Origin of the sequence: Cribrihabitans pelagius (assembly GCF_048820915.1) — a bacterium.
In the GTDB taxonomy this organism is placed as follows: domain Bacteria; phylum Pseudomonadota; class Alphaproteobacteria; order Rhodobacterales; family Rhodobacteraceae; genus Cribrihabitans_A; species Cribrihabitans_A pelagius.
Genome location: NZ_JBMERR010000016.1, coordinates 66,960 through 89,893, shown reverse-complemented (window position 1 = coordinate 89,893; position 22,934 = coordinate 66,960). Strand labels below are relative to the sequence as shown.

Genomic DNA, 22,934 nt, shown 5'->3' with positions numbered 1-22,934 from the left:
TAGCTGCCCGGCGGTATTCGGCAAGGCGCCAAAAACCGCAGCATCACGGGACTTCATTCATAAAGGATTCGCGCAAGCAACGCAAGGGAACCGCAAGATGCTGTTGCGGTTCCTTAAATCCTGACTAAGTCTAGTAGTTTAGTCGGCGCTGGGCACCAGCGGTGCGTCATCGCCCTGTGATGGCGGCAGAAGGTCGCTGCCCAAGGGCGCCACCGGCGCCTCCGGTTCGTCCGTGGTGTCCGCGCCGGGAAAAATGATCCGGTCTGCAACCGAGCTTCCGGCCGATTTCTGCGCTGCCAGCACGGTGAGGGTGATCGACGTGCCGATGAAGGCAACCGCCAGCACCCAGGTCAGCTTGCTGAGCGCGGTCGCGGCCGCCCGGCCGGTCATCGCGCCGCCGCCGCCGCCCATGCCGAGGCCGCCGCCCTCGGACCGCTGCAAGAGCACAACGGCGATCAGGCCCAGAGCCAGAAGAAGATGGATGATGAGAACAACGTTTTCCATGGGTCCCTGCGGCGGTTGGCTGAGTACCGGGCGGTAAATAGGGAAGATTGCCCGGAGGGGCAAGGGCGGAGTTGGCTTCCCTTGGCGCAGGCCTCCAGGCGCCGTTTTGCCCGGCCCTGCCAGGCGGCCCGCTAGTTGGGGCTGGACGCGGCGTGCGCGCGCAGGGCAGAGTTGAGCCATGCCCCATGATCATACCGGCCACCCGCACAGCCTGCTGCCGCCAGATCCCGCCCTGCGGGTGAAAGCGCTGGAAACGATTCTCACCCGCAAGGGGCTGGTCGACCCGGCCGCGCTGGACGAAATTATCGACACCTATGAAAACCGCATCGGCCCGCAGAACGGCGCCCGCGTGGTGGCGAAAGCCTGGTCCGATCCGGACTTCCGCGCAGCTCTGCTGGACGACGCGGACCCGGTGCTGGCAGAGCTCGGCTGCTACGGCCGCCAGGGCGAGCACATGGTGGTGGTGGAGAATACGGAGCGGCGCCACAACATGATCGTCTGCACCCTGTGCAGCTGCTACCCGTGGCCGCTCCTGGGCATTCCGCCGGGCTGGTACAAGTCCGACGCCTACCGCGCCCGCGCCGTCCGCGAGCCGCGTGCGGTGCTGGCGGAATTCGGCGTGACCCTGCCTCAGGAGACCGCGGTCCGGGTCTGGGATTCCACCGCCGAGGTCCGCTACCTGGTGCTGCCAATGCGGCCTGAGGGCAGCGAGGGCCTGGACGAGGACGCGCTGGCCGCGCTGGTCACCCGCGACAGCATGATCGGCACCGGCCTGCCGCGCGCACCCGAAGGCGCCGCGCCATGACCCGGGTGCATGACATAGGCGGGCGTTTCGGCGATGGACCGGTCACCCCCGAGCCGGAGGAGGCCCCGGTCTTTGCCGAGGACTGGCACGCCCGCGCGCTGGCAATCACCCTTGCCTGCGGCGCGCTCGGGCAGTGGAACATCGACACCTCCCGCCACGCGCGCGAGCGGCTGTCGCCCAAGGACTACACCCGCTTCACCTACTACGAGAAATGGATCGCGGCGCTTGCGGACCTTCTCGTGGAGAAAGGCGTGCTCACGCGCGCGGATCTGGAGGGGAAGGGCACCGCCGGGCTCCACACGCTGGCGGAAAAGGCACTGAAGGCCGCGGACGTGAAAACCATGCTGGCCAAAGGCGGCCCAGCGAACCGGTCCGGCGGGCCTGCGCCGCGCTTCTCCCTCGGGCAGGCGGTGCGGGCCCGCCTGCCCGCCGGCAACCGTCTGATCCCGGGCGGCCACAGCCGCCTGCCGCGCTACGCCGCCGGTGCTGCGGGCTATATCCAGCGGTTGCATGGCAGCCACGTGTTGCCCGACAGGAACGCCCACGGGCTGGGCGAGGCGCCGGAACCGCTTTATGCGGTGCGATTCAGCGCCAGCACGCTTTGGCCCCACCCGGAAAATCCGGAGGACGATGTCGTGCTCGACATCTGGCAAAGCTGCCTGGAGCCGCTATGAGTGACTGCCCTGACATCTCCGCCCCGCAGCCGGTGTTCGAGCAGCCCTGGCACGCGCAGGTCTTTGCGCTGACCGTGCATCTGAACGAGGCCGGGCGTTTCACCTGGGCGGAGTGGGTGGCGCGCTTCTCAGCCGCTTTGAAGCAGCAGGGGCTGTCGCGGGAGCTGGACGGCGGCGAGGATTACTTCCGTGCCTGGCTGGATACGCTGGAGGCGCTGCTGGCCGAAGATGGCGCCGCCCCGACAGCCGACGTGGAGGCGGTGCGCGGGCGCTGGGAGGAGGCGTACCTCTCCACCCCGCACGGCGCGCCGGTGCGGTTGGCGGACTGACCCGCGGGCGACGGCAGCACGGAACAAGGCTGAAGGCCGCCGCGCATCGCCGACGCGCGCCCACGCAGCGGCGATTTGGCTGAGGCTGGGTCGTGCCCTCGCGAGGGCGTAGGGACTTAGCCAGGATAAACTTCGAGTAACACCCCTTGGATCGCCGCCGCGCGCGCTGGCAATGCGCGGCTCACCAATGAACGCCCCGCCTGCGGCAAAAATGCGGTTCCAATGCCGGGGTGGCGGGGCTATAGGGGGGGCTGGTTTTAACCAGAGTGCAAAAGGACCGGACATGGCCAACGTCGTCGTAGTCGGCGCCCAGTGGGGCGACGAAGGAAAAGGCAAGATCGTGGATTGGCTGAGCGAGCGGGCAGACGTGATTGCGCGCTTCCAGGGCGGCCACAACGCCGGCCACACGCTGGTGATCGACGGCAAGGTTTACAAGCTGCATGCGCTGCCCTCGGGCGTGGTGCGCGGCGGTAAACTGTCGGTGATCGGCAATGGCGTGGTGCTGGACCCCTGGCATCTGATGAAGGAGATCGGGACGGTGCGCGCCCAGGGTGTCGAGATCACGCCCGAGACCCTGATGATCGCCGAGAACACCCCGCTGATCCTGCCGCTGCACGGCGAACTGGACCGGGCGCGCGAGGAAGCGGCCTCCAAGGGCACCAAGATCGGCACCACCGGCCGCGGCATCGGCCCCTGCTATGAAGACAAGGTCGGCCGCCGCGCCATCCGCGTCGCCGATCTGGCGGACGCCGCCACGCTCGAAGCCCGCGTCGACCGCGCGCTGCAGCACCATGACCCGCTGCGCAAGGGCCTGGGCGTCGATCCCGTCGACCGCGATGCGCTAATCGCCCAGCTGAAGGAGATCGCAGCGGAAATCCTGCCCTTCGCGGCGCCGGTCTGGAAGGTGCTGAACGAGAAGCGCAAGGCGGGCAAGCGGATCCTCTTCGAAGGCGCGCAGGGCGCTCTGCTGGATATCGACTTCGGCACCTACCCGTTTGTGACCTCCTCCAACGTGATCGCAGGCCAGGCCGCGACCGGCGTGGGCATCGGCCCCGGCTCGATCGACTACGTGCTGGGCATTGTGAAGGCTTATACCACCCGCGTCGGCGAGGGTCCGTTCCCGACCGAGCTGGACGACGAGGACGGCAACCGTCTGGGCACCCGCGGCCACGAGTTCGGCACCACCACCGGGCGCAAGCGGCGCTGCGGCTGGTTCGACGCCTGCCTGGTGCGCCAGACCTGCGCCACCTCCGGCATCAACGGCATCTCGCTGACCAAGCTCGATGTGCTCGACGGGTTCGAGACACTGAAGATCTGCACCGGCTACGAGCTGGACGGTGAGCGCCTGGACTACCTGCCCACCGCTGCGGACCAGCAGGCGCGCTGCACGCCGATCTACGAGGAAATGCCGGGCTGGAGCGAAAGCACCGAAGGCGCGCGCAGCTGGAACGACTTGCCCGCCAATGCGATCAAATACGTGAAACGCGTGGAAGAGCTGATCGAATGCCCGGTGGCGCTGCTCTCCACCAGCCCGGAGCGGGACGACACCATCCTGGTGACCGACCCGTTCGCCGACTGATGGCGGCGGGCAAGGGGCTGAGCTACCGGGCGCGGCGGCTCTGGTCGCTGGTGATCCTGCTCGTCGGAATGCCGCTCTACGTGGTGGCGGCGGTGACGGTGCTGAACTGGCTCGGCCGGCCGCCGCTGGTTGTGGAGCTGGCGGTTTATGTCGTGCTCGGCGTGCTCTGGGTGCTGCCGTTCAAGTTCGTCTTCCGGGGGATCGGCAAGGAAGACCCCTCTGCGGAGACCGGATCCGGTGCCGGCGAGAAGTGACGCGGGCGGGAAGGGGCGCTGCCCCTCTTGGCCTTGCGGCCAATTCACCCCGGGGTATTGGAGGTCAGAAAGCGGCTGCCGCCTGTTGAGCTTGCGGATACCGGGATGGGATAACGAAAACGGCGCCTTGCGGGGCGCCGTTTTTTGCTGCTGGTGCGAGGGAGTTCAGCCTGCGGCGCGGCTGCCGGGCTGGAAGCCGATCTGGCCGGAGGCGGTGAACTGGCCGTTGCCGGAGCGTTCGATCTTGCCGTCGCGCAGCAGCTGGCCGAAGGAGCGCAGACCGTCTTCGCGGTTGAATTGACCGCTGCCGGCGCTGCGCACCTTGTTCATCAGCTGCGGCCGGGAGAACTGGCCGCGGCCTTCGACAAAGCTCATGTAGGCGGCGGCAGCTTCCAGCAGGTCCTGCAGCCCGGCGGCGCCGCGTTCCGCGGCATAGGCAGCAAAGCCGCTGGCGCTCTCGGCGCTTTCCTGGCCCAGCACGTCTTCGGAGACCCGGCGCGGGCGCACCGGGGTGGCCGCGGCGGCTGGCGCTTCCGCTTCGCCAATGCGCTGCTCGGCTACCAGCTTGAGCGGCGCCGGGCGTTCGGCGGTGCGGCCTGCGGCCTCCGGGCGGCGCGGGCGCACCACGCTGGCGAGGTCCTGGCGGTAGGGTTCGGCGCTGTCGCCGCTGTCGCCGGAACGGTCGGCTTCGGCGGCGGCAACGGCGGCGCGCAGGTGGCTGTAGGTCTCGCGGGAGGAAGCAGTTTCGGGATCGTCCAGCCGGGCGTCGGCAGCGGCCATCAGGCGGTTCACGTCATTGTCCACCGAGACCTGCGCGGGGGCAGGGGCGCTGTGCCCGCCCGCGGCGGCGTCCTGTTCCGGAGCGTCTTGGGCGGATGCGTCCTCTGCGGCCGCGGTCCCTGCCAGCCTGTCCTCGGCCAGAACGTCCGGACTGGCGGGAGGGACAGCCTCGGCGTCCTCGTCCTGCTCCTCCGGGGCGGCGGCCGCGGCGGCGAGGAGCTCTGCCTCGACCTCGGCCAATTCGCGCATCAGGTCGGCTTCGTCTTCCTCTGAGAGCAGCGTGTCCCCGGCGGTGCGCGTCTGCGCCTCCGGCCCGTCCTCATCCGCTTGCAGTCCGGCGCTGATTTCCTGCAGGCGGCCGCTGGCCACGGCGGCTTCGAAATCCGCGCGCTTGACCTTTGCGATGCGCGGCCGTGCCGGCGCAGCGGCGGCTTCGGCGGCTTCGGGTGTTGTTTCATCCGGAACTGCTGCAGTGTCTTCTTCAGCGTCCGTTCCCGCGCCGCCGCCCATGACTTCCAGATCCAGCCGGTCCAGCGCGCGGGCGATTTCTGCGTCGGGCTCATCTTCGATGCCGGAGGACTCTGCGCGGCCGTCCTGCTCGATCGCTTCGGCGATGTCGGCGGCGGCATCCTGCCGGATGCTGTCGGCGTGCTCGTCTTCCAGGAATTCGCTTTGGGGTCCCTGCTGGGCCACCACCGCGCGGATGCGCTGAAGCTTGGCGGCGATGCTGTCGGGAGAGAGCGTCTCACGCGGCTGATCCTGCCCGTCATCGCGCGCGACGGGTGCGATTGCCCTGGACGGGGCGGAGCCTGCAGCAAAGAATTCTTCGGCTTCGGCTTCGGCTTCGGCTTCGGCTTCGGCTTCGGCTTCGGCTTCGGCTTCGGCTTCGGCTTCGGCTTCGGCTTCGGCTTCGGCTTCGGCTTCGGCTGTCAACTCCTCAGCCGGAACGCTGTCATGCGCGGGGGCTTCAGGCGCCTGGGCGACGGAGATCGGTTCGGCGGCAGGCTCCGCAACTTGCGCCTCGGGTTCGGCGGCGGGCTCTGCGGTTGCGGCCGGCGGGTGCTGTATTTCGGTCTCTTCCTGCGGCGCGGCCTCAGGCGCAGCGGCAGGCGCTGCTTCCGCTGCCGGGTGGGATGAGTTGGCGGCGGCACCCTGTTCCGCCGCCGCGGGGGCGGCGGCAGGCGCGGGTGTTACGGGGGCCAGGGGCGGTGCTGCTGCGCGCAGGTGGATGCCGCTGCCGCTGCTGCGGGCCTCGACCTGCCGGGCGATTTCGCGCTGGGCGATGCGGGCCAGCATGTCGGCGTCAGGCTGCGGCGGCTCGGCACCGAAATAGCGGTCGTCCGAGGCAAGGTCGCGGAAGTATTCGGCGATGGCCTTCATCGTGCCGAAAGAATCCTCGAACCCTTCAAGCGTGCAGGAAAAGGTCCCGTAGGATACGGTCAAGACTTTGTTGTTCTGTACCATCTGCGTCTCCGTCCTCGCCACATCCGTTGTCCCCTACATTCGTTAGCGAAAGGACAAATTTTGCTCGAATCCGTGCAATTGATCGTATCATTTTGTGTTCACATTGTGGCCGGTTTCCAAATCTGCAAGGAATGCGGGTATGAAGCGATGGATTGTTGAGGAAGTCGGGCCGGTGACGCTGGCTGGCGGGGGCGAGATTGCGCCTGGCAGCCTGGAGGAGGCGCTGGCGCTGGCGCCAGTGCTGGCGGCGGCGGATGGCGGCGCCACCGCGGCGCTGGCGGCGGGGCATCTGCCGCGGGCGGTGATCGGAGATTTCGACTCCCTGCCTGCGGAGACCCGCGCCGCCCTGCCGCGAGAGCGGCTGTTTCACGTGACAGAGCAGGACAGCACCGATTTCGACAAGGCGCTGCGGGCGATCTCGGCGCCGGTGGTGCTGGCGGTGGGCTTTCTGGGCGGGCGGCTGGATCACCAGCTGGCGGCGCTGAGCACGCTGGTTCAGGGGCATCCGGCGCCTTGCGTGCTGATTGGCGAGACCGAAGTGATCTTCCACGCCACGAGCCCTGTGGAGCTGCCGCTGGAGGCGGGCGACGTTGTGTCCCTTTACCCGATGCAGGCGGTGACCGGGCGTTCGGAGGGGCTGCAATGGCCCATCGATGGGCTCAGATTGTCACCGATGGGGCGCGTTGGCACCTCGAACCGGGCGCTGGGCCCGGTGCGCATCCTGCCCGATGGGCCGGGGCTTCTGGTGATTGCGCCGCGCCGCGCCCTCAGGACGGTCATGCAGGCGGTGCGGCGGTGACGCGGGCTATGGCGCGGGCGGTGCGATGCTCGCGCAGCACCACATAAAGGCCCGCAGCGACAGTCAGCGCTATTCCGGCCGCGGCCAGCCTATCGGGCAGCTCAGCGAAGATCAGCCAGCCGATGAAAGTGGCCATCGGGATCTCAAGATATTGCATCGAGGCAAGCGTTGCGGCCGGGGCAAAGCGCAGGCTCCAGGTCATCATGAGATGCGCCACAGTGCCAAGCGCGCCCGCTGCGGCCAGCAGGCTCCAGGTGTCCTGCGGCGGCAGCTCAAGGCTGAAGCTGGCAGAGCCGAGCGCGCCGCCGATCAGAAACACGGGCGCCAGCATCACCGTGCCCATCGCGCCCGCGAGTGCTTGCACCGCGATCGGGTCAGTGTGTTTGGCGATCTTGCGGGTGATCAGCATGAACAGCGCGAAGATCACCGCCACCGCCACCGGCCAGAGCGCGTGCCCGCCGACCTCGGCAAAGCTCGGCTGGATTACCAGAAGCGTGCCCGCAAAGCCCACCGCGCAGGCGGCCAGGCGGCGCAGGCCGACCTCTTCGCCCAGCACGTACTTGCCCAGGAGCAGCATGATGAAGGGCATCACGAAAGCGATGGCCACCGCATCGGCCAGCGGCAGGTGCTTCAGCGCTATGAACATCGCGCCGATACCTCCCATCTGCAGGACCGTACGCAGCACCAGGAGCGGCAGCACCTGCCGTGACACGGTAAGCGGCAGCCTGAGCGCCAGCGCCAGCGGCAGCAGGATCAGTCCTTGCGCGGCAAAGCGGATAAAGACGATCTGCGCCACCGGCACGCGGGTGGCCAGCAGCTTGGCAATGGCATCGCCAAGCGGGATCACGGCACAGAAGCCCAGCATGAGGGCGATGCCAAGAAGGGGACGGTCCTGGGTCATGGCGCCACGCTAGGGGCGGCGCCATGGCTTGGCAAGCTGGGTGTCGCGTTTTTTGCTGCCGGCTCAGCAGTTTGGCACGTTGACGGCAAGCCCGCCAAGCGATGTTTCCTTGTACTTTTCATGCATGTCGGCGCCGGTCTGCCGCATGGTTTCGATCACCGCGTCCAGCGGCACGAAGTGCTGCCCGTCACCGCGCAGCGCCAATGATGCGGCCGAAACCGCCTTGATCGCGCCCAAACCATTGCGCTCGATACAGGGCACCTGCACCAGGCCCTTCACCGGGTCGCAGGTCATGCCGAGGTGATGCTCCAGCGCGATCTCGGCGGCGTTTTCCACCTGTTCGGGGCTGCCGCCCATCACCGCGCAGAGCCCCGCCGCCGCCATTGCCGCGGCCGATCCGACCTCCGCCTGGCAGCCCGCTTCGGCGCCGGAGATCGACGCGTTGAACTTGACCAGCCCGCCAATGGCGGCGGCGGTCAGCAGGAAATCCTCCACATGGCTTGGCGCCGCACCCGGCACATGGTCGAGGTAGTAGCGCAGCACTGCAGGCAGCACCCCGGCGGCGCCATTGGTCGGCGCGGTGACCACCTGGCCGCCGGCGGCGTTTTCCTCGTTCACTGCCATCGCGTAGACGCTCATCCAGTCGTTGATCGTGTGCGGCGCGTTGATGTTCTTGCCGCGCTCGGCGATCAGGGCATCGTGGATCGCCTTGGCGCGGCGGCGCACCTTGAGGCCGCCGGGCAGGATGCCATCGCGCTCCAACCCGCGCTCGATGCAGTTGTTCATCACCTCCCAGATCCGGGCAGTGCCTTTGGCCAGGCTCTGCTCGCAGCCGCGCGAAATCTCGTTGGCGCGTTTCATCGCGGCGATAGTCTTGCCGCTGGACGCGGCCATCTCCAGCATCTCGGCGGCGGATTTGAACGGGTAGGGAACCGGGGCGCCCTCATCGGTGTCCTTGCCCGCGGCCAGTTCCTCCTCGGTCAGCACGAAACCGCCGCCGATCGAGTAGAACACCTGCCGCAGGATCACGTCGCCCTGCGCATCGGTCGCCATCAGGATCATGCCGTTGGCATGGCCGGGCAGCGCCTGCTCGTAGTCGAAGATCATGTCGGCCTCGGGGTCGAAACGCAGTTCCGGCAAGCCCTCGGGCTGCATCGTCCTGGTCTCGGCCAGCCGGGCGAGGAAGGCCTCGGCCTTCTCGTCATCGTAGGTTTCCGGCTCGAACCCCGCGAGGCCGAGGATGGTGGCGCGGTCGGTGGCGTGGCCCGCCCCGGTGAAGGCCAGCGAGCCGTGCAAGGAGGCGCGCAGGCCATGGAATTCAAACGGTGACGCGCGCATCATGTCGAGAAAGCGCGCGGCGGCCACCATCGGCCCCATCGTGTGCGAGGAGGAGGGGCCGATACCGACCTTGAACATATCGAAGACGGAGAGGAACATCAGGTGGCTGATCCTTCTGGGGGATTGGCATAAACAGGAGAGGTGAAGGGCCGGGGGCCGAGGCCCTCAGCGGCCTGCGCGGCGGCGGTGGCGGGGCGCGTCTCCAGCCCGGCGCAGAGGCGCTGCAGGCCGGGATAGCGCGCAAGCGCAAACCACGACCGGTCATCATCGGCCGGGTAGAGCGCCATCCAGCGCAAGAGGCAGGCGAGGTAGCAGTCCAGCACCGAGGGCCGCGGCGCGCCGAGCCAGGGCGGGCGTTCAGCGGCGGCGCTCTCGAGGCGCAGCAGATGCCTGTGCAGGCGCTCGCGCAGCACATGGCGCAGCTGCGTCTGATGGCTGTCCCCGCTGCCGATGTATTTCCCTGGGTAGAACAGCATGCGCAGGTCAGCATGCAGCGTGTTGGAGGTGAAGACCAGCCACTTCAGGAACCCCGCCCGATCCGGGCTCATCTCCGCCGGGGCCATCGCGCCATGTCGGCCGCTGAGCCACAGCAGGATCGCCGCGGTTTCAAAGATCGGACCATCCGGCGTCTCCAGCACCGGGATCAGCCCGTGCGGGTTGAGCCGCAAGTAGCCCGGGCTCTGTTGCGCATCTGCCCCGCGGTCGACAAGCTGGCAGGTGTAGGGCAGGCGCAGCTCCTCCAGCACCAGCCGGACGATCAGGCTGGCGTTGTCGGGCGCGTAGTGTAGGCGGTACTCGTCTGTCATGGCGCGACCCTAGGCGCAATCGCGCGGAAAACTAGCCCGTTTCCGCCGTTTCCGATAGGAAACACGCCGCTGCGAGGCATCTTTTGCCGCACTTGCGCCCGCTGCCCGGCGTTTTGCGGGGCGGGCTGGACGAAACCGGCGCAATGGCCCCTCGCACCGCGCCGCCAATGCGCTTATAAGCGGCCCGAACGCTTAGCACGGGAGCCTCCCTCATGTCCTCAGAACTGTCGCCTGTCGACAACGCAAAATTCGTCGCCGCCAAACGGGCGTCCGACATGGTGGAAGACGGCATGCGCGTCGGCCTCGGCACCGGCTCCACCGCTGCCTGGCTGGTGCGCTGCCTGGGCAGCCGGGTGCGCGACGAGGGGCTGAAGATCACTGCCGTGCCGACCTCCTCCCGCACTGCCGCGCTGGCGCGCGAGGTGGGCATCAGCGTGGTCTCCCTGGACGAGGCGAAGTGGCTCGACCTCACCATCGACGGTGCAGACGAGTTCGATGCCGACCTGAACCTGATCAAGGGCGGCGGCGGCGCGCATCTGCAGGAGAAGATCGTTGCCGCCGCCTCGGACCAGATGGTGGTGATTGCCGATGCCGGCAAAGCGGTGGAGACGCTGGGCGCCTTCCCGCTGCCGGTGGAGGTCATCCCCTTCGGCTGGCAGTCCACCCGCTCGCTGATCGAGGAGACGCTGGTGTCGATGGATGTGCTTGGCCGCAACACCTCGCTGCGGATGGACGGCGACGAGCCTTTCATCACCGACGAAGGAAATCACATCCTGGACCTGCACCTCAACCGCATCGGCAATCCGCGCCAGCTGTCGCTGGTGCTGAACCAAATCCCCGGCGTGGTCGAGAACGGGCTGTTCATCGACATCTGCGATTCCGTTGTGATCGGCTATGGCGACGGCAAGGTCGAGGTGCGCGACATCAACGAAGGCACGGTGGAGCAGGGCCGGCTGGACGCGGGCGAGACCGAAAACCTGTTCAAGGACCTCCCCGGCTGAGGGCCTTTCCCCCGCGGTGCGTGCCGCGGGGGATCACAAACGCGCGGGGTGCCGGTCCGGCAGGACTGCCGGCAGTTGAATCCCGCGCATTTGCGCCCACTTAGGCATATGGCGTTTGGTGTCTTGTTGTGGGATACCGGATTTGGAAATGCAAAAGGCGGGACATCATGAGCTTTGATTATGATCTGTTTGTCATCGGCGGCGGCTCTGGCGGGGTGCGGGCTGCGCGGGTCGCGGCACAGGAAGGCGCCCGGGTGGCGCTGGCCGAGGAAGACCGCTATGGCGGCACCTGCGTGATCCGCGGCTGCGTGCCGAAAAAGCTGATGGTTTTCGCCTCGGAATATGCCGACATCGTGGAAGACGCCCGCAGCTACGGCTGGGAGGTGAGCGGCGGCGGCTTCGACTGGCCCGCTTTCAAGAACAAACTGCACAGCGAGCTGGACCGGCTTGAAGGCGTTTATCGCGGCATCCTGAAGAACAACGGCGTCGACAGCTACGACCAGCGCGCCAAGCTGGCCGATTCCCATACGGTGGAACTCGCCGATGGCACCCGCAAAACCGCAAAGCACATCCTGATCGCCACCGGCGGCTGGCCGTCGGTGCCGGACTTCCCGGGCTGCGAGCTGGCCATCACCTCGAACGAGATGTTCCAACTGGAAGAACTGCCCGAAAGCCTGCTGATCGTCGGCGGCGGGTATATTGCCTGCGAGTTTGCGGGTATCATGAACGGGCTCGGCGTGAAGACCACCCAGTTTTACCGCGGCGCCCAGATCCTGCGCGGCTTTGACGACGAGGCGCGCGGGCTGATCTCCGAGGAAATGTGCCAGGCGGGCGTGGATGTGCATCTGGGAACGAATGTGCTGGAGATGCGCAAGGAAGGCGATAAGATCTGGGTGAAGTCGACCAATGGCCGCGAACAGCTGTTCGACAAGGTGATGTACGCCACCGGCCGCAACCCCAACGCCGACAACCTCGGGCTGGAGGATATCGGCGTCGAGCGCGGCCGCAAGGGCGAGATCATGGTGGACAGCTACAGCCAGACCTCGGTGCCCTCGGTCTATGCGATCGGCGATGTGACCGACCGGGTCGCGCTGACCCCGGTGGCGATCCGCGAGGCGATGGCCTTTGTCGAGACCGTGTTCAAGGGCAACCCGACGAAGCCCGACCACGACCTGATCCCGACTGCGATCTTCACCCAGCCGGAGATGGGCACCATCGGGCTGAGCGAGGAAGACGCGCGCGAGCAGGAGGCGATCGAGGTCTATGCCACCTCCTTCAAGCCGATGCAGCAGGCCTTTGCCGGGCGCACGCGGCGGGTGCTGATGAAGCTGATCGTCTCCAAGGCCAGCCGCAAGGTGCTGGGATGCCATATCGTCGCACCCAGCGCGGGCGAGATGATCCAGCTGGCGGGAATCGCCGTAAAGATGGGCGCGACCAAGGAAGATTTCGATCGCACCGTTGCGGTGCATCCGACAATGTCGGAAGAGTTGGTGACCATGAAAACCCCGGTGCGCACGGCCTGACGCCGGGCGCAGCGGCAACAAGCGGAAACGAAGGCCGCCCCAGGGCGGCGGAAGTTCGGATAGGAGACAAATGGCGGGCAACAGTGGCGGCCCCTGGGGGGGCGGAGGCTCATCCGGCGGCGGAGGAGGCAACCGGGGAGACAAGGGCGGCAGCGGCGGTGGCGGCGGCCGCAAACCCGATGAACCTCAGATTCCCGAGATCGACGAGCTGGTGAAGAAGGGCCAGGAACAGCTGCGCGTGCTGATGGGCGGGCGCGGCGGCCGCGGCGGCGGCTCCGGGCGTGGTCCGGGCGGTGGCCCCCCGCTGTTCACCAAGGGCACCCTTGGCATCGCGGCCGCGGCCGCGGCGGTGCTTTGGAGCTGGGTCAGCTTGTACACCGTGAAGCCGGAAGAGCAGTCGGTCGAGCTGTTCCTCGGCGAATATTTGGCAACCGGCCAGCCCGGTCTGAACTTTGCGCCCTGGCCGCTGGTCACCTATGAGGTGATCCCGGTGCGGGTGGAGCAGGTGGAGAACATCGGCGCGGGCGGCCGCGGCTCGGACGCCGGGCTGATGCTGACCGGCGACGAGAACATCATCGACGTCGATTTCCAGGTGGTCTGGAACATCTCCGACCCGTCCCGCTACCTGTTCAACCTGCGCGACCCGCGCGCCACCATCCAGGCGGTGGCGGAATCGGCGATGCGCGAGATCATCGCCCAGTCCGAACTGGCGCCGATCCTGAACCGCGACCGCGGCGCGATCTCGGCCCGGCTCGAAGAGCTGATCCAGTTCACGCTCGACAGCTACGACAGCGGCGTCAACATCGTCCGGGTGAACTTCGACGGCGCCGACCCGCCGGAACCGGTGAAGGACGCCTTCCGCGAGGTGCAATCGGCAGGCCAGGAGCGCGACCGGCTTGAAAAGCAGGCCGACGCCTACGCCAACCGCAAGCTGGCAGGCGCCCGCGGCCAGTCCGCGCAAACGCTGGAAGAGGCCGAGGCCTACCGCGCCCGCGTGGTGAACGAGGCCCAGGGTGAGGCCAGCCGCTTTATCGCGGTTCTGGAGGAATACCAGAAGGCTCCCGAGGTAACCCGCAAGCGTCTCTACCTGGAAACCATGGAAGAAGTGCTGAGCCGGGTGGACAAGATCATTCTTGACCAGTCGGGTGACGGCCGGACCCAGGGCGTCGTGCCCTACCTGCCGCTCAACGAACTGCGCCGGACGGAGAGCAACTGATGCGAAAGACGACCTTTCTTCTGCCGGTTCTGGTAGTGGCACTGATCGCCCTGCTTTCGGCGATCTTCATCGTGGACGAGCGCGAGAAGGCGCTGGTGCTGCGCTTTGGCCGCGTCGTGGCGGTCGAGGAAGATCCCGGCCTCGCCTTCAAGGTGCCGCTGATCGACGATGTGGTGCGCTATGACGACCGCATCCTCAGCCTGGAAGTCGGCCCGCTGGAGGTCACTCCGCTGGATGACCGCCGCCTGATCGTGGACGCCTTCGCGCGCTACCGGATCGTCGATGCGGAGCGCTTCCGCCAGGCGGTGGGCGCCGGTGGCATCTCGGGTGCGGAATCGCGCCTCGACAAGATCATGCGGGCCCAGACCCGTGAGGTGCTCGGCTCGGTCAGCTCGAACGACATTCTGTCCTCGGACCGCGCCGCACTTATGCTGCGCATCCGCAACGCCGCCATCACCGAGGCCCGCAGTTTCGGGCTTGAGGTAATCGATGTTCGGCTGAAGCGCACCGACCTGCCGCAGGCCAACCTCGAAGCTACCTTCTCCCGGATGCGGGCCGAGCGCGAACGCGAAGCAGCGGACGAGATCGCCCGTGGTGAGGAAGCTGCCCAGCGGGTCCGCGCCCAGGCCGACCGTACCGAGGTCGAGCTGGTCTCGGAGGCGCGCCGGGAAGCCGAGGTGATCCGCGGTGAGGCCGACGCCGAGCGCAACGGCATCTTTGCCGAGGCCTATGGCCGCGACAGCGAGTTCTTCGAGTTCTACCGCAGCCTCAACGCCTATGCGCGGGCGCTGCAGGAGGGCAATTCCTCGATGGTGCTGTCGCCGGATTCGGACTTCTTCAATTACCTGAAGTTCTCCGACGGTGCCGCGGACTCCCGCGCCCCGGCGGCTCCGGGCACGGCTGAGGCCCCGGCCTCCGCATCCGAGGCGCCTGGGCCTGAAGCACCTGAAGCGCCTGAAACGCCTGATGCGCCCGCCGCAGACGGTGCGGATGGTGCGGCCGAGGCCGGCAGCTCCGGCAGCGAGTGATGGCAATGCTGCTGCTGGCCATAGGGCTGGTATTGATTGTGGAGGGGCTGGTCTATGTGCTGGCCCCTTCGCTTGTGGAGCGCCTGCTCGAAATGCTGCGCCTTATCGGCGAGGATCAGCGCAGACTGGCCGGGCTTGCTGCCGTGGCTCTGGGGCTGGTGCTGGTCTGGCTGGCGTTCCGCCTTGGGCTCTGACCCGGCCGCAAGCGCGGCCCTGTCCTCACGCGGGCTTGATTGCTTGCAACATTCATTGCGGTATGGCCGCAAACTCTTACATTGGAGCCATGACCGCCCGCCGGCGGCCCGTGTCCCGGGGCCCGCACCGGCGCAGACAAGAACAAGACGGCTATGACAAGGAGTAGTTCCGTGCAGCCACAGGCAATAGTTTTATCCGAACAGGCAAGCGAACGGCCGGTCCCCCTGCGGCTGTTCCTGCTGGCACTGCTGAGCGCGGCCATTCTGCTGCTGCAGGCGGTGCCCGGGCTGGCCCGGCCCGAAAGCCTGGCACCGCTGGCCGAGAAGATCAGCCCCGCGGTGGTCAATATCGCCACCTCCACAATGATCGAGGGCCGCACCGGCCCGCAGGGCATCGTGCCCGAGGGCTCCCCGTTCGAAGATTTCTTCCGCGAGTTCCAGGACCGCAACGGCAGCGGCAATGGCACCCCGCGGCCGCGCCGCTCCTCGGCGCTGGGCTCGGGCTTCGTGATCTCTGAAGACGGCTATATCGTCACCAACAACCACGTGATCGAGGCCGCCGACGAGATCGAGATCGAATTCTACCCGGGCGAAGGCCAGCCCGCGCGCCCGCTGCCTGCCAAGGTGGTTGGCACCGATCCCAACACCGATATCGCGCTGCTGAAGGTCGAGGCGCCCGGCCCGCTGAAGTTCGTGAAATTCGGCGACAGCGACACCGCGCTGGTCGGCGACTGGGTGGTGGCAATGGGCAACCCGCTGGGGCAGGGCTTCTCGGTCTCGGCCGGTATTGTCTCGGCCCGCAACCGCGAGCTTTCGGGCTCTTATGACGATTACATCCAGACCGACGCGGCGATCAACCGCGGCAACTCGGGCGGGCCGCTGTTCAACATGGACGGCGAGGTGGTCGGTGTGAACACCGCGATCCTGTCGCCCAACGGCGGCTCCATCGGCATTGGCTTCTCTATGGCCTCCAATGTGGTCAGCAAGGTGGTCGAGCAGCTGAAGGAATTCGGCGAGACCCGCCGCGGCTGGCTGGGCGTGAAGATCCAGGATGTGGACGCCGACCTGGCCGAGGCCATCGGTCTCAGCAAGCCCAAGGGCGCGCTGGTCACCGAAGTGCCGGACGGCCCGGCCAAGCAGGCGGGCATGATGGCGGGCGACGTGATCGTCAGCTTCGACGGCACCGATGTCGCCGACACCCGCGCCCTGGTGCGCCAGGTCGGCAACACCGAGGTCGGCAAGACCGTGCGCGTCGTGGTCCACCGCGAAGGCAAGACCGAAACCCTGCGCGTGACTCTCGGCCGCCGCGAAGACGCCGTGGGCGGCTCCTCCCTGCCGGAAGCCGAAGGCAGCCCCGACGTGACCGAGAAGGAGCTTCTGGGCCTCTCCGTCGGCGTTCTGAACGATGAGCTGCGCCGCGATCTGAATGTGCCTGCGGGCGTCGAAGGCCTGGCGATCCTGTCGGTTAACGAAGCCTCGGAGGCCTGGGAGAAAGGTCTGCGCGCCGGTGACGTGATCACCGAGGCGGGCCAGCAGAAGGTGGCCTCCATCGCCGAGCTGGAAACCCAGGTCGCGGATGCCAGGGAAGCGGGCCGCAAGTCGCTGCTGCTCCTGGTGCGCCGCGGCGGCGAGCCGCGCTTCGTGGCACTGAACCTCGAAGAGTAACATTCCGGGACCTGCAGCGGGCGGGATGCCTGCCGCGGGGAACCGGGCCAAGCCGGAGGCCGGGCGAATGCCCGGCCTTTTCCGTGCGAGCGGGCGGGTGCCGCCTGGTCAGACCGGGGAATTTTGAAGGGGAGCTTTGGGAAAGAGAGCGGAGAGCCGCGCGCCACCGGGCACGCGGCTCCTGAGGTCAGGGAGCCGCTGGGATGGAACGGATAACGGCCTCCTGTTGCGCCAGATTGACCTAGAGCGGCGGCAGCGTCTGTGACCTGCGTCACAGGGCAGGTTTCAGCGTAGGGAGCGGGTGAGTCCGGGGGGGGCACCTTTCGTGCCGGTCAGCATCCGGGCGCAACAAACTGAACCGAAGCTGATTGCCCCGGCGCGCGACAAGGCGGAAGGCCGCCGCGCACCGCCGCCGCCCCCCCGACTCGGCGGCGATTTGGCGAAGGACAGCCGCTCCGTCGGGAGGGCGCACGGACTTGGCAGCGATAGACCGCGGGACACACTCCTGCGGATCGCTACCGGGCGCGGCGGCGGGGCGCGGCGAGGTTCGGTGCGCGGGTGCAATGGTGGAGTGATCCCCATGCAGGAGCGGCGCGGTTGGCGGACCCTCCAATTTGCCGGAGCTTGCCGGCAGCTTCGGCGGCTCAGATCAGGTCCGGATCGGCCAAGAGCGCCAGTTCGGCCCGGTCCAGAATCTCCACCCCGCCGCGGGTGATGCCGACCAGCCCGCTGCGCTTCCAGGCCGCCAGCGTTTTGGAGACCGCCTCCCGCGTGGCGCCGACAAATTCCGCCAGTTCCGCCTGCGACAGCGCTATCCGGCCGCTGCCGCTTTCCGGCGCCAGGTAGATCAGCTTGCGCGCCAGCCGCACCGGCATCGGCAGGAACACCTGCTCGTTCAGCTGCGCGTTCATCCAGCGCATCCGCTGCCCGGCGAGGCGCAACAGGTCGGCCGCCAGGTCGGGATGCTGGCGGATCTGCGCCAGCACGTCGCGGCTGCGCACCCGGCGCAGGCGGCTGGGCTCGGCGGCGGTTGCGGTGGCAGTGCGCTCGCCCGGGTCGAACAGGGCAATCTCGCCGAAGACGGCTCCGGGGCGCATCATGTCCAGCGACAGCTTGCGCCCGGAGGCCGAGAGGATCGAGAACTCCAGCGCCCCCTCGATGATCGCATACAGCGCGTCCCCTGCATCGCCCTGCTCGAACAGCGTCTCGCCCTGGCGCAGCCGCACCTCGGTGGCCTGGCTCTCCAGCATGCGCCTGAGCGGCCCCGAAGCGCCGGACAGGAACCCGGTGTCGGGCAGGCGGGGTTTCAGCATGGCGGGTCGGTCTCCTTTGCGGCGGGTCGGCCGGAGGGCGGGACCGGCCAGGCGGAGCCTAGCAGATGGGTGTGAGGCTGGGAACTGCCTGCAGGGGCAGGGCGCTTCTGGTGAGGCGGGGGGACATCAGCCGCCAACGGCCACCAGCCCCAGCTTGCGCGCGGCAGAGAGCGACAGGGTGCCGCTGTCCAGCCCCATTGGCTGCTGATAGCGCTGCACGGCGGCGCGGGTGGCGGCGTCCATGCGGCCATGCACCGGTCCGCGGTAGAGCCCGCGCGCCGCCAGCGCGCGCTGCACCGTGCGGATGAACTCCGGCGTCATGCTGAGGGCGCAGGGGATCTCGAACCAGGTCTCGCGGCGCGGCTCGACGATCTCCTGCCGGGTCTCGGTGCGGAACAGCGCGGCGCGGACCACCTGGCCCGCGGCATCGGTCTCGGCTGGCCGCACCAGCACCTGGCTTGTCACGGTCTCGATCACGGCGGGACGGGTGTGCTTGCTCCAGCAGGTTCCGGGCGGCGCGCCGGGGGGCGCGTAATGGCCCGCGCGGGTGGCAGAGTCCCCCGTGCCCGCGCCGTTGCAGGCCGTCAGCGCCGCCAGCAGCAGTGCGGCCAGGGCGCCTTTCGGCCAGGCAGGCGGCAAGGGCCAGAGAATGGATCGGCTGGGCGGCATGCGCAGGGTCCCCGGGGGCAGGCGCGGCGCGCGGCTGCGGTTGCGCCGGACCCTAGCCCAGTTCCGGACCCGGCGCAAAGGCGGGATCGTCCTGCCGCCCCTGTTCGCTCAACAGCTGGTCGAGCATGGGCGAGATGTCCTCGATGATCTCGGCGATCACATGGGTGACCGCATGCGCCCGCTGCAGCCGTCCGGTCACCCGCAGGAGCCGTCCGGCAATCACCGCCCGGCGGAAGGTCTCGTAGATCTTGCGCCAGACGATCACGTTGACGATGCCGGTCTCATCCTCGAGCGTCAGGAAGATCACCCCCTTGGCGGTGCCCGGCCGCTGCCTCAGGATCACCAGCCCGGCCACGGTGATCCGGGCGTTCTCCGGCGGCTCGGCCAGGCGGGCGGAGGGCAGGCAGACCGGCGGGCGCGGCCAGGGGCGGCGCGGGCGCGGGACAGATGCGGGCGGCGGCGGTGCGGGCGGCATTGGGCCTCAGGGTGCGGGATGGTTGCGGGTGGTGAGTGGAGTGAGAACATATATAGAACATTTACCCCGGGCGTCCAGCCGCGTCAGCCCGGGGTCGCAAATGGGGCTGGCAGCGGCGCGGCGGCTTGGCTACACAGTCCGGCAAGTACCGGAAAAGGGAAGAGAGCTGACGATGGCAAAGATCACCTATATCGAGCACAACGGCACCGAGCACGTCGTCGAGGTCGCCAGCGGGCTGACCGTGATGGAAGGCGCGCGCGACAACAACATCCCGGGCATCGAGGCCGATTGCGGCGGCGCCTGTGCCTGCTCGACCTGCCATGTTTACGTCGATGCCGCCTGGGTGGAGAAGTTGCCGGCGAAGGACGACATGGAAGAAGACATGCTGGACTTTGCCTATGAGCCCGACCCGGCGCGCTCGCGCCTGACATGCCAGCTCAAGGTGACCGACGCGCTGGACGGGCTCGTCGTGCATATGCCCGAAAAGCAGATCTGATACGGCAGGCGGGCGGGCGCGCGGCGTCTGCCCGCCCGCTCCCCGGCTCCGTCCCGCACGCCGCGCGTTGGCGGCGAAGGCGCTTTCGGCGGGTGGAGAGGCGGGTCTGCCGGCGGCGTGAACAACCGCCATGCTGCAAAGACAGACCGCGGGTACAGGCCGCCCGCAGCACGCTTCGCAAGCTTTCAGTATTTTAGCCCTCCCCCCGCACTTTCTGAAACGCGGCGCCGCATCGCCCGCTGCGCCTGCCGCCACTTGCCGCCGGGCGCAACCTGCGCCGCGCGCAAGCGCGGCGCCCGGCCCAACTGTGAGCCCCATCCGGCAGATGGGGCGGCGCAGGCGGGAACGCTCCGCTCCACGGTCCGCCTGCCGGGGGCTGCCCTGCGTCCCGGCAACTTCGCCGGCGGTGCCGTCTTGGGCGCCCCGGTCCATCGCCTCTCCTCATGCGGATGGCGGCTGCGGCCCGTCTCTCCCGAAGCCTGGCCCGCCAAGCGCCGCGGCGGAAACGGCTTGCGGCCGCAGGCAGCCCGCGCAGGCGCCGCCTTCCTCAGTTCAGCACGTAGTCCGCAGGCCGCAAGGGTGGCGGCGGATCGAGGTCCAGATGCGGCGCCAGCGAGATTTCCACCGTCCGGCACATCGCGTCCAGCGGCAGCCCGTTGCCGGTGGCGCCGAAAGGGTGCGCCAGCTCCTCCGAGACCTCGGCCAGCCCGAAGAACACATAGGCCGCGATGGCCGTGAACAGCGGCGTCAGCCAGCCCGCCGCGTCGAACAGGGCAAAGGGGATCAGCAGGCAGTAGAGATAGGCGGTGCGGAACACCAAAAGCGAATAGACATAGGGCAAGGGTGTTGCCGCGATGCGCTCGCAGCCGGCCTGCGCCAGGGTCAGATCTGCCAGCCGCTCGCCCAGGGCCTTGCGCCCGAACCCATCGGCGCCGGAAGCCGCGACCTCCCGTGCCATACGGTCCAGCGCCGCGCAGGCGGAGTGCGGAGCGGGCGCGGGCAGGGTACCGGTCCAGGCGGAGGCGGCGCTGTCCGCGGCCTGCGCGCGCAGGTTCAGCCGGTGCAGGTGCAGGAAAGCCAGCGCCAGGCGCAGCAGGCGCTGGCGGCCGTCCTTGCCGGGAACGAAGATCTCCGCCTCCCGCCCCAGCGCGCGCAGCCCGGCTACCAGCTGCCCCCAAAGCCTGCGCGCCTCCCACCAGCGGTCATAGGCGGCGTTGTTGCGGAATCCGAGGAACAGCGAGAGCGCCACCCCGAAGACCGCCATCGGCCCGGGGTCGAGATGCGGCAGCGCCATCACGGCCCCGTCGGCCCAGACCATCAATGCGGCCAGCCCGGCCAGTCCCAGGACGCGCGGCAGGATGCGCGGCAGGACCGAGCCCTGCACCGCAAACAGGAGCTGCAGCGCCCCGGGTTTTTCTCTCAGGATCATTCGGGTCTCCCTGCGGTCCGTCCGCCCTCAAGGTGCGAGGCAAGGCCCCGGCCGCACATGGCCGCAAACGGCAGCCTGCACGCGAATGCGGCATGGCAGCGATGACGTCCCGCAAAATCTTCGCCGCAATGCGGTGCCGCCGGGCGCGCGAGCGCCCAGGCCACGGCCCAACTGCCAGGCCCATCCCGCGGAGGGGCCGGCGCAGGCGGGAGCGCGCCCCTTGCGGGAAGCGCGGCGATCAGGCGCAGATCAGCTCAGCGCGCGCCAGCCGATGTCGCGGCGGCAGAAGCCTTCGGGCCAGTCGAGCGCATCCACCATCGCATAGGCGCGGTCGCGGGCCTCCTGCAGGCTGCCGCCGCGCGCAGTCACGTTCAGAACCCGGCCGCCGGCGGCCAGCACCTTGCCGTCTTCGGACTTGGTGCCTGCATGGAAAACCATGTTGCTGCTGTCCTCAGGCAGGCTGTCCAGCCCCCTGATCTCGGTCCCCTTCCGGTAGGCGCCGGGGTAGCCTTCGGCAGCCATCACCACGGTGATCGCGTGATCCTCGCCCCAATTCACCCGCGCGTCCCCGAGGCGGCCTTCGGCGGCGGCGTGCATCAGGTCCAGCGCCTGCGCGCCCAGCCGCATCATCAGCACCTGGCATTCCGGGTCGCCGAAGCGGACATTGTACTCGACCAGCCGCGGCACACCGTCCCGGATCATCAGCCCGGCATAGAGCACGCCCTGATAGGGCATGCCGCGCTCTGCCATCACCTTCATCGTCGGCTTCACGATCTTCTCGATCGCCTTCTCTTCGATCGCAGCACTCAATACCGGGGCGGGGGAGTAGGCGCCCATGCCGCCGGTGTTGGGGCCGCTGTCGCCTTCACCCACGCGCTTGTGGTCCTGCGCCGTGCCGATGGGCAGCACTTCCTCGCCATCGACCAGCACGAACAGCGACGCCTCCTCGCCCTCCATGAACTCCTCGATCACCACTTCGGCGCCGGCCCCGCCGAAGGCGCCGCCGAACATCCCGTCAATCGCGTCGAGTGCCTCCTGCTCCTGCATTGCCACGATGACGCCCTTGCCCGCGGCGAGCCCGTCGGCCTTGACCACGATCGGGGCGCCCTGCGCCTTCACATAGGCCTTGGCCGCTTCCGCATCGGTGAAATGGCCGTATCCGGCGGTGGGCGCGCCGGCCGCATCGCAGATCTCCTTGGTGAAGCGCTTGGAGGCTTCCAGCCGCGCCGCTGCCTCCGAGGGACCGAAGACCAGAACACCCGCCTCGCGCAGGCGGTCCGCAACGCCTGCCGCAAGCGGCGCCTCCGGGCCGATGATCACGAAGTCGATGGCGTTTTCCTCGGCAAAGCCCGCCACCGCGCCGCCGTCCCCGATGTCGAGGCTGGCGCAGTCGGCGATTTGGGCGATGCCCGCATTGCCCGGCGCGACGATCAGCTTATCGCATTTGGGGTTCTGCATCACCGCCCAGGCGAGCGCATGTTCGCGCCCGCCGCCGCCGAGAATAAGGATGTTCATTGCCGCGCTCCGTTCTGCCGTCCGGGACCCGCCCCGGCGTCTTGCTGCCATTTCCCCCGGCCGCGCGGCCGGGGCTTGCCATGCTTGCGGCGGGTTCTATGCTGCGCGCCACGGCAAAACAAGAACCCCCGGGGCGGGCGCGCCGCCGCAAACCCCGAAACCGTCCCCCAAGAGACG

General features: G+C 68.4%; 23 protein-coding genes. 13 read left to right on the top strand and 10 right to left on the bottom strand.

The window, feature by feature from the left end:
* Window positions 1-138: 138 nt before the first annotated feature.
* Window positions 139-504 (bottom strand): preprotein translocase subunit SecG, encoded by a 366-nt coding sequence (gene secG, locus ACOHX0_RS15000; RefSeq protein WP_420677811.1) that lies wholly within the window; start codon window positions 502-504, stop codon window positions 139-141.
* 178 nt (window positions 505-682) lie between these two features.
* On the opposite strand from secG, the gene nthA reads away from it, so the two are divergent.
* The 5 genes from nthA (at window position 683) to ACOHX0_RS14975 (ending at window position 4,145) form a co-directional block, all read left to right on the top strand.
* Window positions 683-1,309, top strand: coding sequence for a nitrile hydratase subunit alpha (nthA, locus tag ACOHX0_RS14995; protein ID WP_420677809.1), 627 nt, complete (start codon window positions 683-685; stop codon window positions 1,307-1,309).
* Window positions 1,306-1,983 carry a nitrile hydratase subunit beta gene (nthB, locus tag ACOHX0_RS14990; protein WP_420677807.1) on the top strand — a complete coding sequence of 226 codons (678 nt, stop codon included), beginning with the start codon at window positions 1,306-1,308 and terminating at the stop codon, window positions 1,981-1,983. Before nthA ends, nthB begins: the two co-directional genes overlap by 4 nt.
* Window positions 1,980-2,312 (top strand): nitrile hydratase accessory protein, encoded by a 333-nt coding sequence (locus tag ACOHX0_RS14985; RefSeq protein WP_420677805.1) that lies wholly within the window; start codon window positions 1,980-1,982, stop codon window positions 2,310-2,312. Before nthB ends, ACOHX0_RS14985 begins: the two co-directional genes overlap by 4 nt.
* A gap of 283 nt (window positions 2,313-2,595) precedes the next feature.
* Window positions 2,596-3,891, top strand: coding sequence for an adenylosuccinate synthase (locus tag ACOHX0_RS14980; RefSeq protein ID WP_420677803.1), 1,296 nt, complete (start codon window positions 2,596-2,598; stop codon window positions 3,889-3,891).
* Complete coding sequence (locus tag ACOHX0_RS14975) at window positions 3,891-4,145, top strand: DUF2842 domain-containing protein (RefSeq protein ID WP_420677801.1); 255 nt, start codon at window positions 3,891-3,893, stop codon at window positions 4,143-4,145. The genes ACOHX0_RS14980 and ACOHX0_RS14975 overlap by 1 nt, the downstream gene beginning before the upstream one ends.
* A 165-nt stretch (window positions 4,146-4,310) precedes the next feature.
* Here the strand turns inward: ACOHX0_RS14975 and ACOHX0_RS14970 are convergent, their stop codons facing one another.
* Window positions 4,311-6,389: a chemotaxis protein CheA gene (locus ACOHX0_RS14970; protein ID WP_420677799.1), complete on the bottom strand. Its 2,079-nt coding sequence runs from the start codon at window positions 6,387-6,389 to the stop codon at window positions 4,311-4,313.
* 139 nt (window positions 6,390-6,528) lie between these two features.
* On the opposite strand from ACOHX0_RS14970, the gene ACOHX0_RS14965 reads away from it, so the two are divergent.
* Window positions 6,529-7,188, top strand: a complete 660-nt coding sequence (locus tag ACOHX0_RS14965) for a thiamine diphosphokinase (RefSeq protein ID WP_420677797.1) — start codon at window positions 6,529-6,531, stop codon at window positions 7,186-7,188.
* Here the strand turns inward: ACOHX0_RS14965 and ACOHX0_RS14960 are convergent.
* The 3 genes from ACOHX0_RS14960 to ACOHX0_RS14950 form a co-directional block, all read right to left on the bottom strand.
* A complete protein-coding gene (locus tag ACOHX0_RS14960) occupies window positions 7,166-8,089 on the bottom strand; it encodes a DMT family transporter (protein ID WP_420677795.1) in 924 nt (307 codons plus the stop codon). The genes ACOHX0_RS14965 and ACOHX0_RS14960 overlap by 23 nt on opposite strands.
* A 63-nt stretch (window positions 8,090-8,152) precedes the next feature.
* Window positions 8,153-9,526 (bottom strand): L-serine ammonia-lyase, encoded by a 1,374-nt coding sequence (locus ACOHX0_RS14955; protein ID WP_420677793.1) that lies wholly within the window; start codon window positions 9,524-9,526, stop codon window positions 8,153-8,155.
* Entirely contained in the window at window positions 9,526-10,233 is a 708-nt protein-coding gene (locus tag ACOHX0_RS14950; RefSeq protein WP_420677790.1) for a glutathione S-transferase family protein, read from the bottom strand. Before ACOHX0_RS14950 ends, ACOHX0_RS14955 begins: the two co-directional genes overlap by 1 nt.
* Window positions 10,234-10,445: 212 nt before the next feature.
* Between ACOHX0_RS14950 and rpiA the strand changes: the two genes are divergently transcribed.
* The 6 genes from rpiA to ACOHX0_RS14920 all read left to right on the top strand — a co-directional run bounded on the left by rpiA (window position 10,446) and on the right by ACOHX0_RS14920 (window position 16,860).
* Window positions 10,446-11,234, top strand: coding sequence for a ribose-5-phosphate isomerase RpiA (rpiA, locus tag ACOHX0_RS14945; protein ID WP_420677788.1), 789 nt, complete (start codon window positions 10,446-10,448; stop codon window positions 11,232-11,234).
* A 167-nt stretch (window positions 11,235-11,401) separates the two neighbouring features.
* A complete protein-coding gene (gene gor / locus ACOHX0_RS14940; protein ID WP_420677786.1) occupies window positions 11,402-12,757 on the top strand; it encodes a glutathione-disulfide reductase in 1,356 nt (451 codons plus the stop codon).
* A 70-nt stretch (window positions 12,758-12,827) separates the two neighbouring features.
* On the top strand, window positions 12,828-13,973 hold the full coding sequence (gene hflK, locus ACOHX0_RS14935; RefSeq protein WP_420677785.1) for an FtsH protease activity modulator HflK: 1,146 nt from the start codon (window positions 12,828-12,830) through the stop codon (window positions 13,971-13,973).
* Window positions 13,973-15,001, top strand: coding sequence for a protease modulator HflC (hflC, locus tag ACOHX0_RS14930; protein ID WP_420677783.1), 1,029 nt, complete (start codon window positions 13,973-13,975; stop codon window positions 14,999-15,001). Before hflK ends, hflC begins: the two co-directional genes overlap by 1 nt.
* A complete protein-coding gene (locus ACOHX0_RS14925) occupies window positions 15,001-15,195 on the top strand; it encodes a DUF2065 domain-containing protein (RefSeq protein ID WP_420677782.1) in 195 nt (64 codons plus the stop codon). Before hflC ends, ACOHX0_RS14925 begins: the two co-directional genes overlap by 1 nt.
* A gap of 171 nt (window positions 15,196-15,366) precedes the next feature.
* Window positions 15,367-16,860 carry a Do family serine endopeptidase gene (locus ACOHX0_RS14920; RefSeq protein WP_420677780.1) on the top strand — a complete coding sequence of 498 codons (1,494 nt, stop codon included), beginning with the start codon at window positions 15,367-15,369 and terminating at the stop codon, window positions 16,858-16,860.
* A gap of 644 nt (window positions 16,861-17,504) precedes the next feature.
* Here the strand turns inward: ACOHX0_RS14920 and ACOHX0_RS14915 are convergent.
* The 3 genes from ACOHX0_RS14915 to ACOHX0_RS14905 form a co-directional block, all read right to left on the bottom strand.
* Window positions 17,505-18,173, bottom strand: coding sequence for a Crp/Fnr family transcriptional regulator (locus ACOHX0_RS14915; protein WP_420677778.1), 669 nt, complete (start codon window positions 18,171-18,173; stop codon window positions 17,505-17,507).
* 126 nt (window positions 18,174-18,299) lie between these two features.
* A complete protein-coding gene (locus ACOHX0_RS14910) occupies window positions 18,300-18,842 on the bottom strand; it encodes a peptidoglycan-binding domain-containing protein (RefSeq protein WP_420677776.1) in 543 nt (180 codons plus the stop codon).
* Between the two features lie 52 nt (window positions 18,843-18,894).
* On the bottom strand, window positions 18,895-19,317 hold the full coding sequence (locus ACOHX0_RS14905) for an OB-fold nucleic acid binding domain-containing protein (protein ID WP_420677775.1): 423 nt from the start codon (window positions 19,315-19,317) through the stop codon (window positions 18,895-18,897).
* A 172-nt stretch (window positions 19,318-19,489) separates the two neighbouring features.
* Between ACOHX0_RS14905 and ACOHX0_RS14900 the strand changes: the two genes are divergently transcribed.
* Complete coding sequence (locus ACOHX0_RS14900) at window positions 19,490-19,813, top strand: 2Fe-2S iron-sulfur cluster-binding protein (protein WP_420677773.1); 324 nt, start codon at window positions 19,490-19,492, stop codon at window positions 19,811-19,813.
* Window positions 19,814-20,360: 547 nt separating this feature from the next.
* Here ACOHX0_RS14900 and ACOHX0_RS14895 read toward each other — a convergent pair.
* Together ACOHX0_RS14895 and purD are read right to left on the bottom strand one after the other, a co-directional pair.
* Window positions 20,361-21,242 (bottom strand): bestrophin family protein, encoded by an 882-nt coding sequence (locus ACOHX0_RS14895; RefSeq protein WP_420677772.1) that lies wholly within the window; start codon window positions 21,240-21,242, stop codon window positions 20,361-20,363.
* 249 nt (window positions 21,243-21,491) lie between these two features.
* On the bottom strand, window positions 21,492-22,757 hold the full coding sequence (gene purD / locus ACOHX0_RS14890) for a phosphoribosylamine--glycine ligase (protein ID WP_420677771.1): 1,266 nt from the start codon (window positions 22,755-22,757) through the stop codon (window positions 21,492-21,494).
* Window positions 22,758-22,934 lie beyond the last annotated feature (177 nt).

What these genes read in the sequence shown, in the direction of transcription:
- secG (WP_420677811.1), bottom strand. Translation starts at nt 504, where the DNA reads ATGGAAAACGTTGTTCTCATCATCCATCTTCTTCTGGCTCTGGGCCTG.
- nthA (WP_420677809.1), top strand. Translation starts at nt 683, where the DNA reads ATGCCCCATGATCATACCGGCCACCCGCACAGCCTGCTGCCGCCAGAT.
- nthB (WP_420677807.1), top strand. Translation starts at nt 1,306, where the DNA reads ATGACCCGGGTGCATGACATAGGCGGGCGTTTCGGCGATGGACCGGTC.
- ACOHX0_RS14985 (WP_420677805.1), top strand. Translation starts at nt 1,980, where the DNA reads ATGAGTGACTGCCCTGACATCTCCGCCCCGCAGCCGGTGTTCGAGCAG.
- ACOHX0_RS14980 (WP_420677803.1), top strand. Translation starts at nt 2,596, where the DNA reads ATGGCCAACGTCGTCGTAGTCGGCGCCCAGTGGGGCGACGAAGGAAAA.
- ACOHX0_RS14975 (WP_420677801.1), top strand. Translation starts at nt 3,891, where the DNA reads ATGGCGGCGGGCAAGGGGCTGAGCTACCGGGCGCGGCGGCTCTGGTCG.
- ACOHX0_RS14970 (WP_420677799.1), bottom strand. Translation starts at nt 6,389, where the DNA reads ATGGTACAGAACAACAAAGTCTTGACCGTATCCTACGGGACCTTTTCC.
- ACOHX0_RS14965 (WP_420677797.1), top strand. Translation starts at nt 6,529, where the DNA reads ATGAAGCGATGGATTGTTGAGGAAGTCGGGCCGGTGACGCTGGCTGGC.
- ACOHX0_RS14960 (WP_420677795.1), bottom strand. Translation starts at nt 8,089, where the DNA reads ATGACCCAGGACCGTCCCCTTCTTGGCATCGCCCTCATGCTGGGCTTC.
- ACOHX0_RS14955 (WP_420677793.1), bottom strand. Translation starts at nt 9,526, where the DNA reads ATGTTCCTCTCCGTCTTCGATATGTTCAAGGTCGGTATCGGCCCCTCC.
- ACOHX0_RS14950 (WP_420677790.1), bottom strand. Translation starts at nt 10,233, where the DNA reads ATGACAGACGAGTACCGCCTACACTACGCGCCCGACAACGCCAGCCTG.
- rpiA (WP_420677788.1), top strand. Translation starts at nt 10,446, where the DNA reads ATGTCCTCAGAACTGTCGCCTGTCGACAACGCAAAATTCGTCGCCGCC.
- gor (WP_420677786.1), top strand. Translation starts at nt 11,402, where the DNA reads ATGAGCTTTGATTATGATCTGTTTGTCATCGGCGGCGGCTCTGGCGGG.
- hflK (WP_420677785.1), top strand. Translation starts at nt 12,828, where the DNA reads ATGGCGGGCAACAGTGGCGGCCCCTGGGGGGGCGGAGGCTCATCCGGC.
- hflC (WP_420677783.1), top strand. Translation starts at nt 13,973, where the DNA reads ATGCGAAAGACGACCTTTCTTCTGCCGGTTCTGGTAGTGGCACTGATC.
- ACOHX0_RS14925 (WP_420677782.1), top strand. Translation starts at nt 15,001, where the DNA reads ATGGCAATGCTGCTGCTGGCCATAGGGCTGGTATTGATTGTGGAGGGG.
- ACOHX0_RS14915 (WP_420677778.1), bottom strand. Translation starts at nt 18,173, where the DNA reads ATGCTGAAACCCCGCCTGCCCGACACCGGGTTCCTGTCCGGCGCTTCG.
- ACOHX0_RS14910 (WP_420677776.1), bottom strand. Translation starts at nt 18,842, where the DNA reads ATGCCGCCCAGCCGATCCATTCTCTGGCCCTTGCCGCCTGCCTGGCCG.
- ACOHX0_RS14905 (WP_420677775.1), bottom strand. Translation starts at nt 19,317, where the DNA reads ATGCCGCCCGCACCGCCGCCGCCCGCATCTGTCCCGCGCCCGCGCCGC.
- ACOHX0_RS14900 (WP_420677773.1), top strand. Translation starts at nt 19,490, where the DNA reads ATGGCAAAGATCACCTATATCGAGCACAACGGCACCGAGCACGTCGTC.
- ACOHX0_RS14895 (WP_420677772.1), bottom strand. Translation starts at nt 21,242, where the DNA reads ATGATCCTGAGAGAAAAACCCGGGGCGCTGCAGCTCCTGTTTGCGGTG.
- purD (WP_420677771.1), bottom strand. Translation starts at nt 22,757, where the DNA reads ATGAACATCCTTATTCTCGGCGGCGGCGGGCGCGAACATGCGCTCGCC.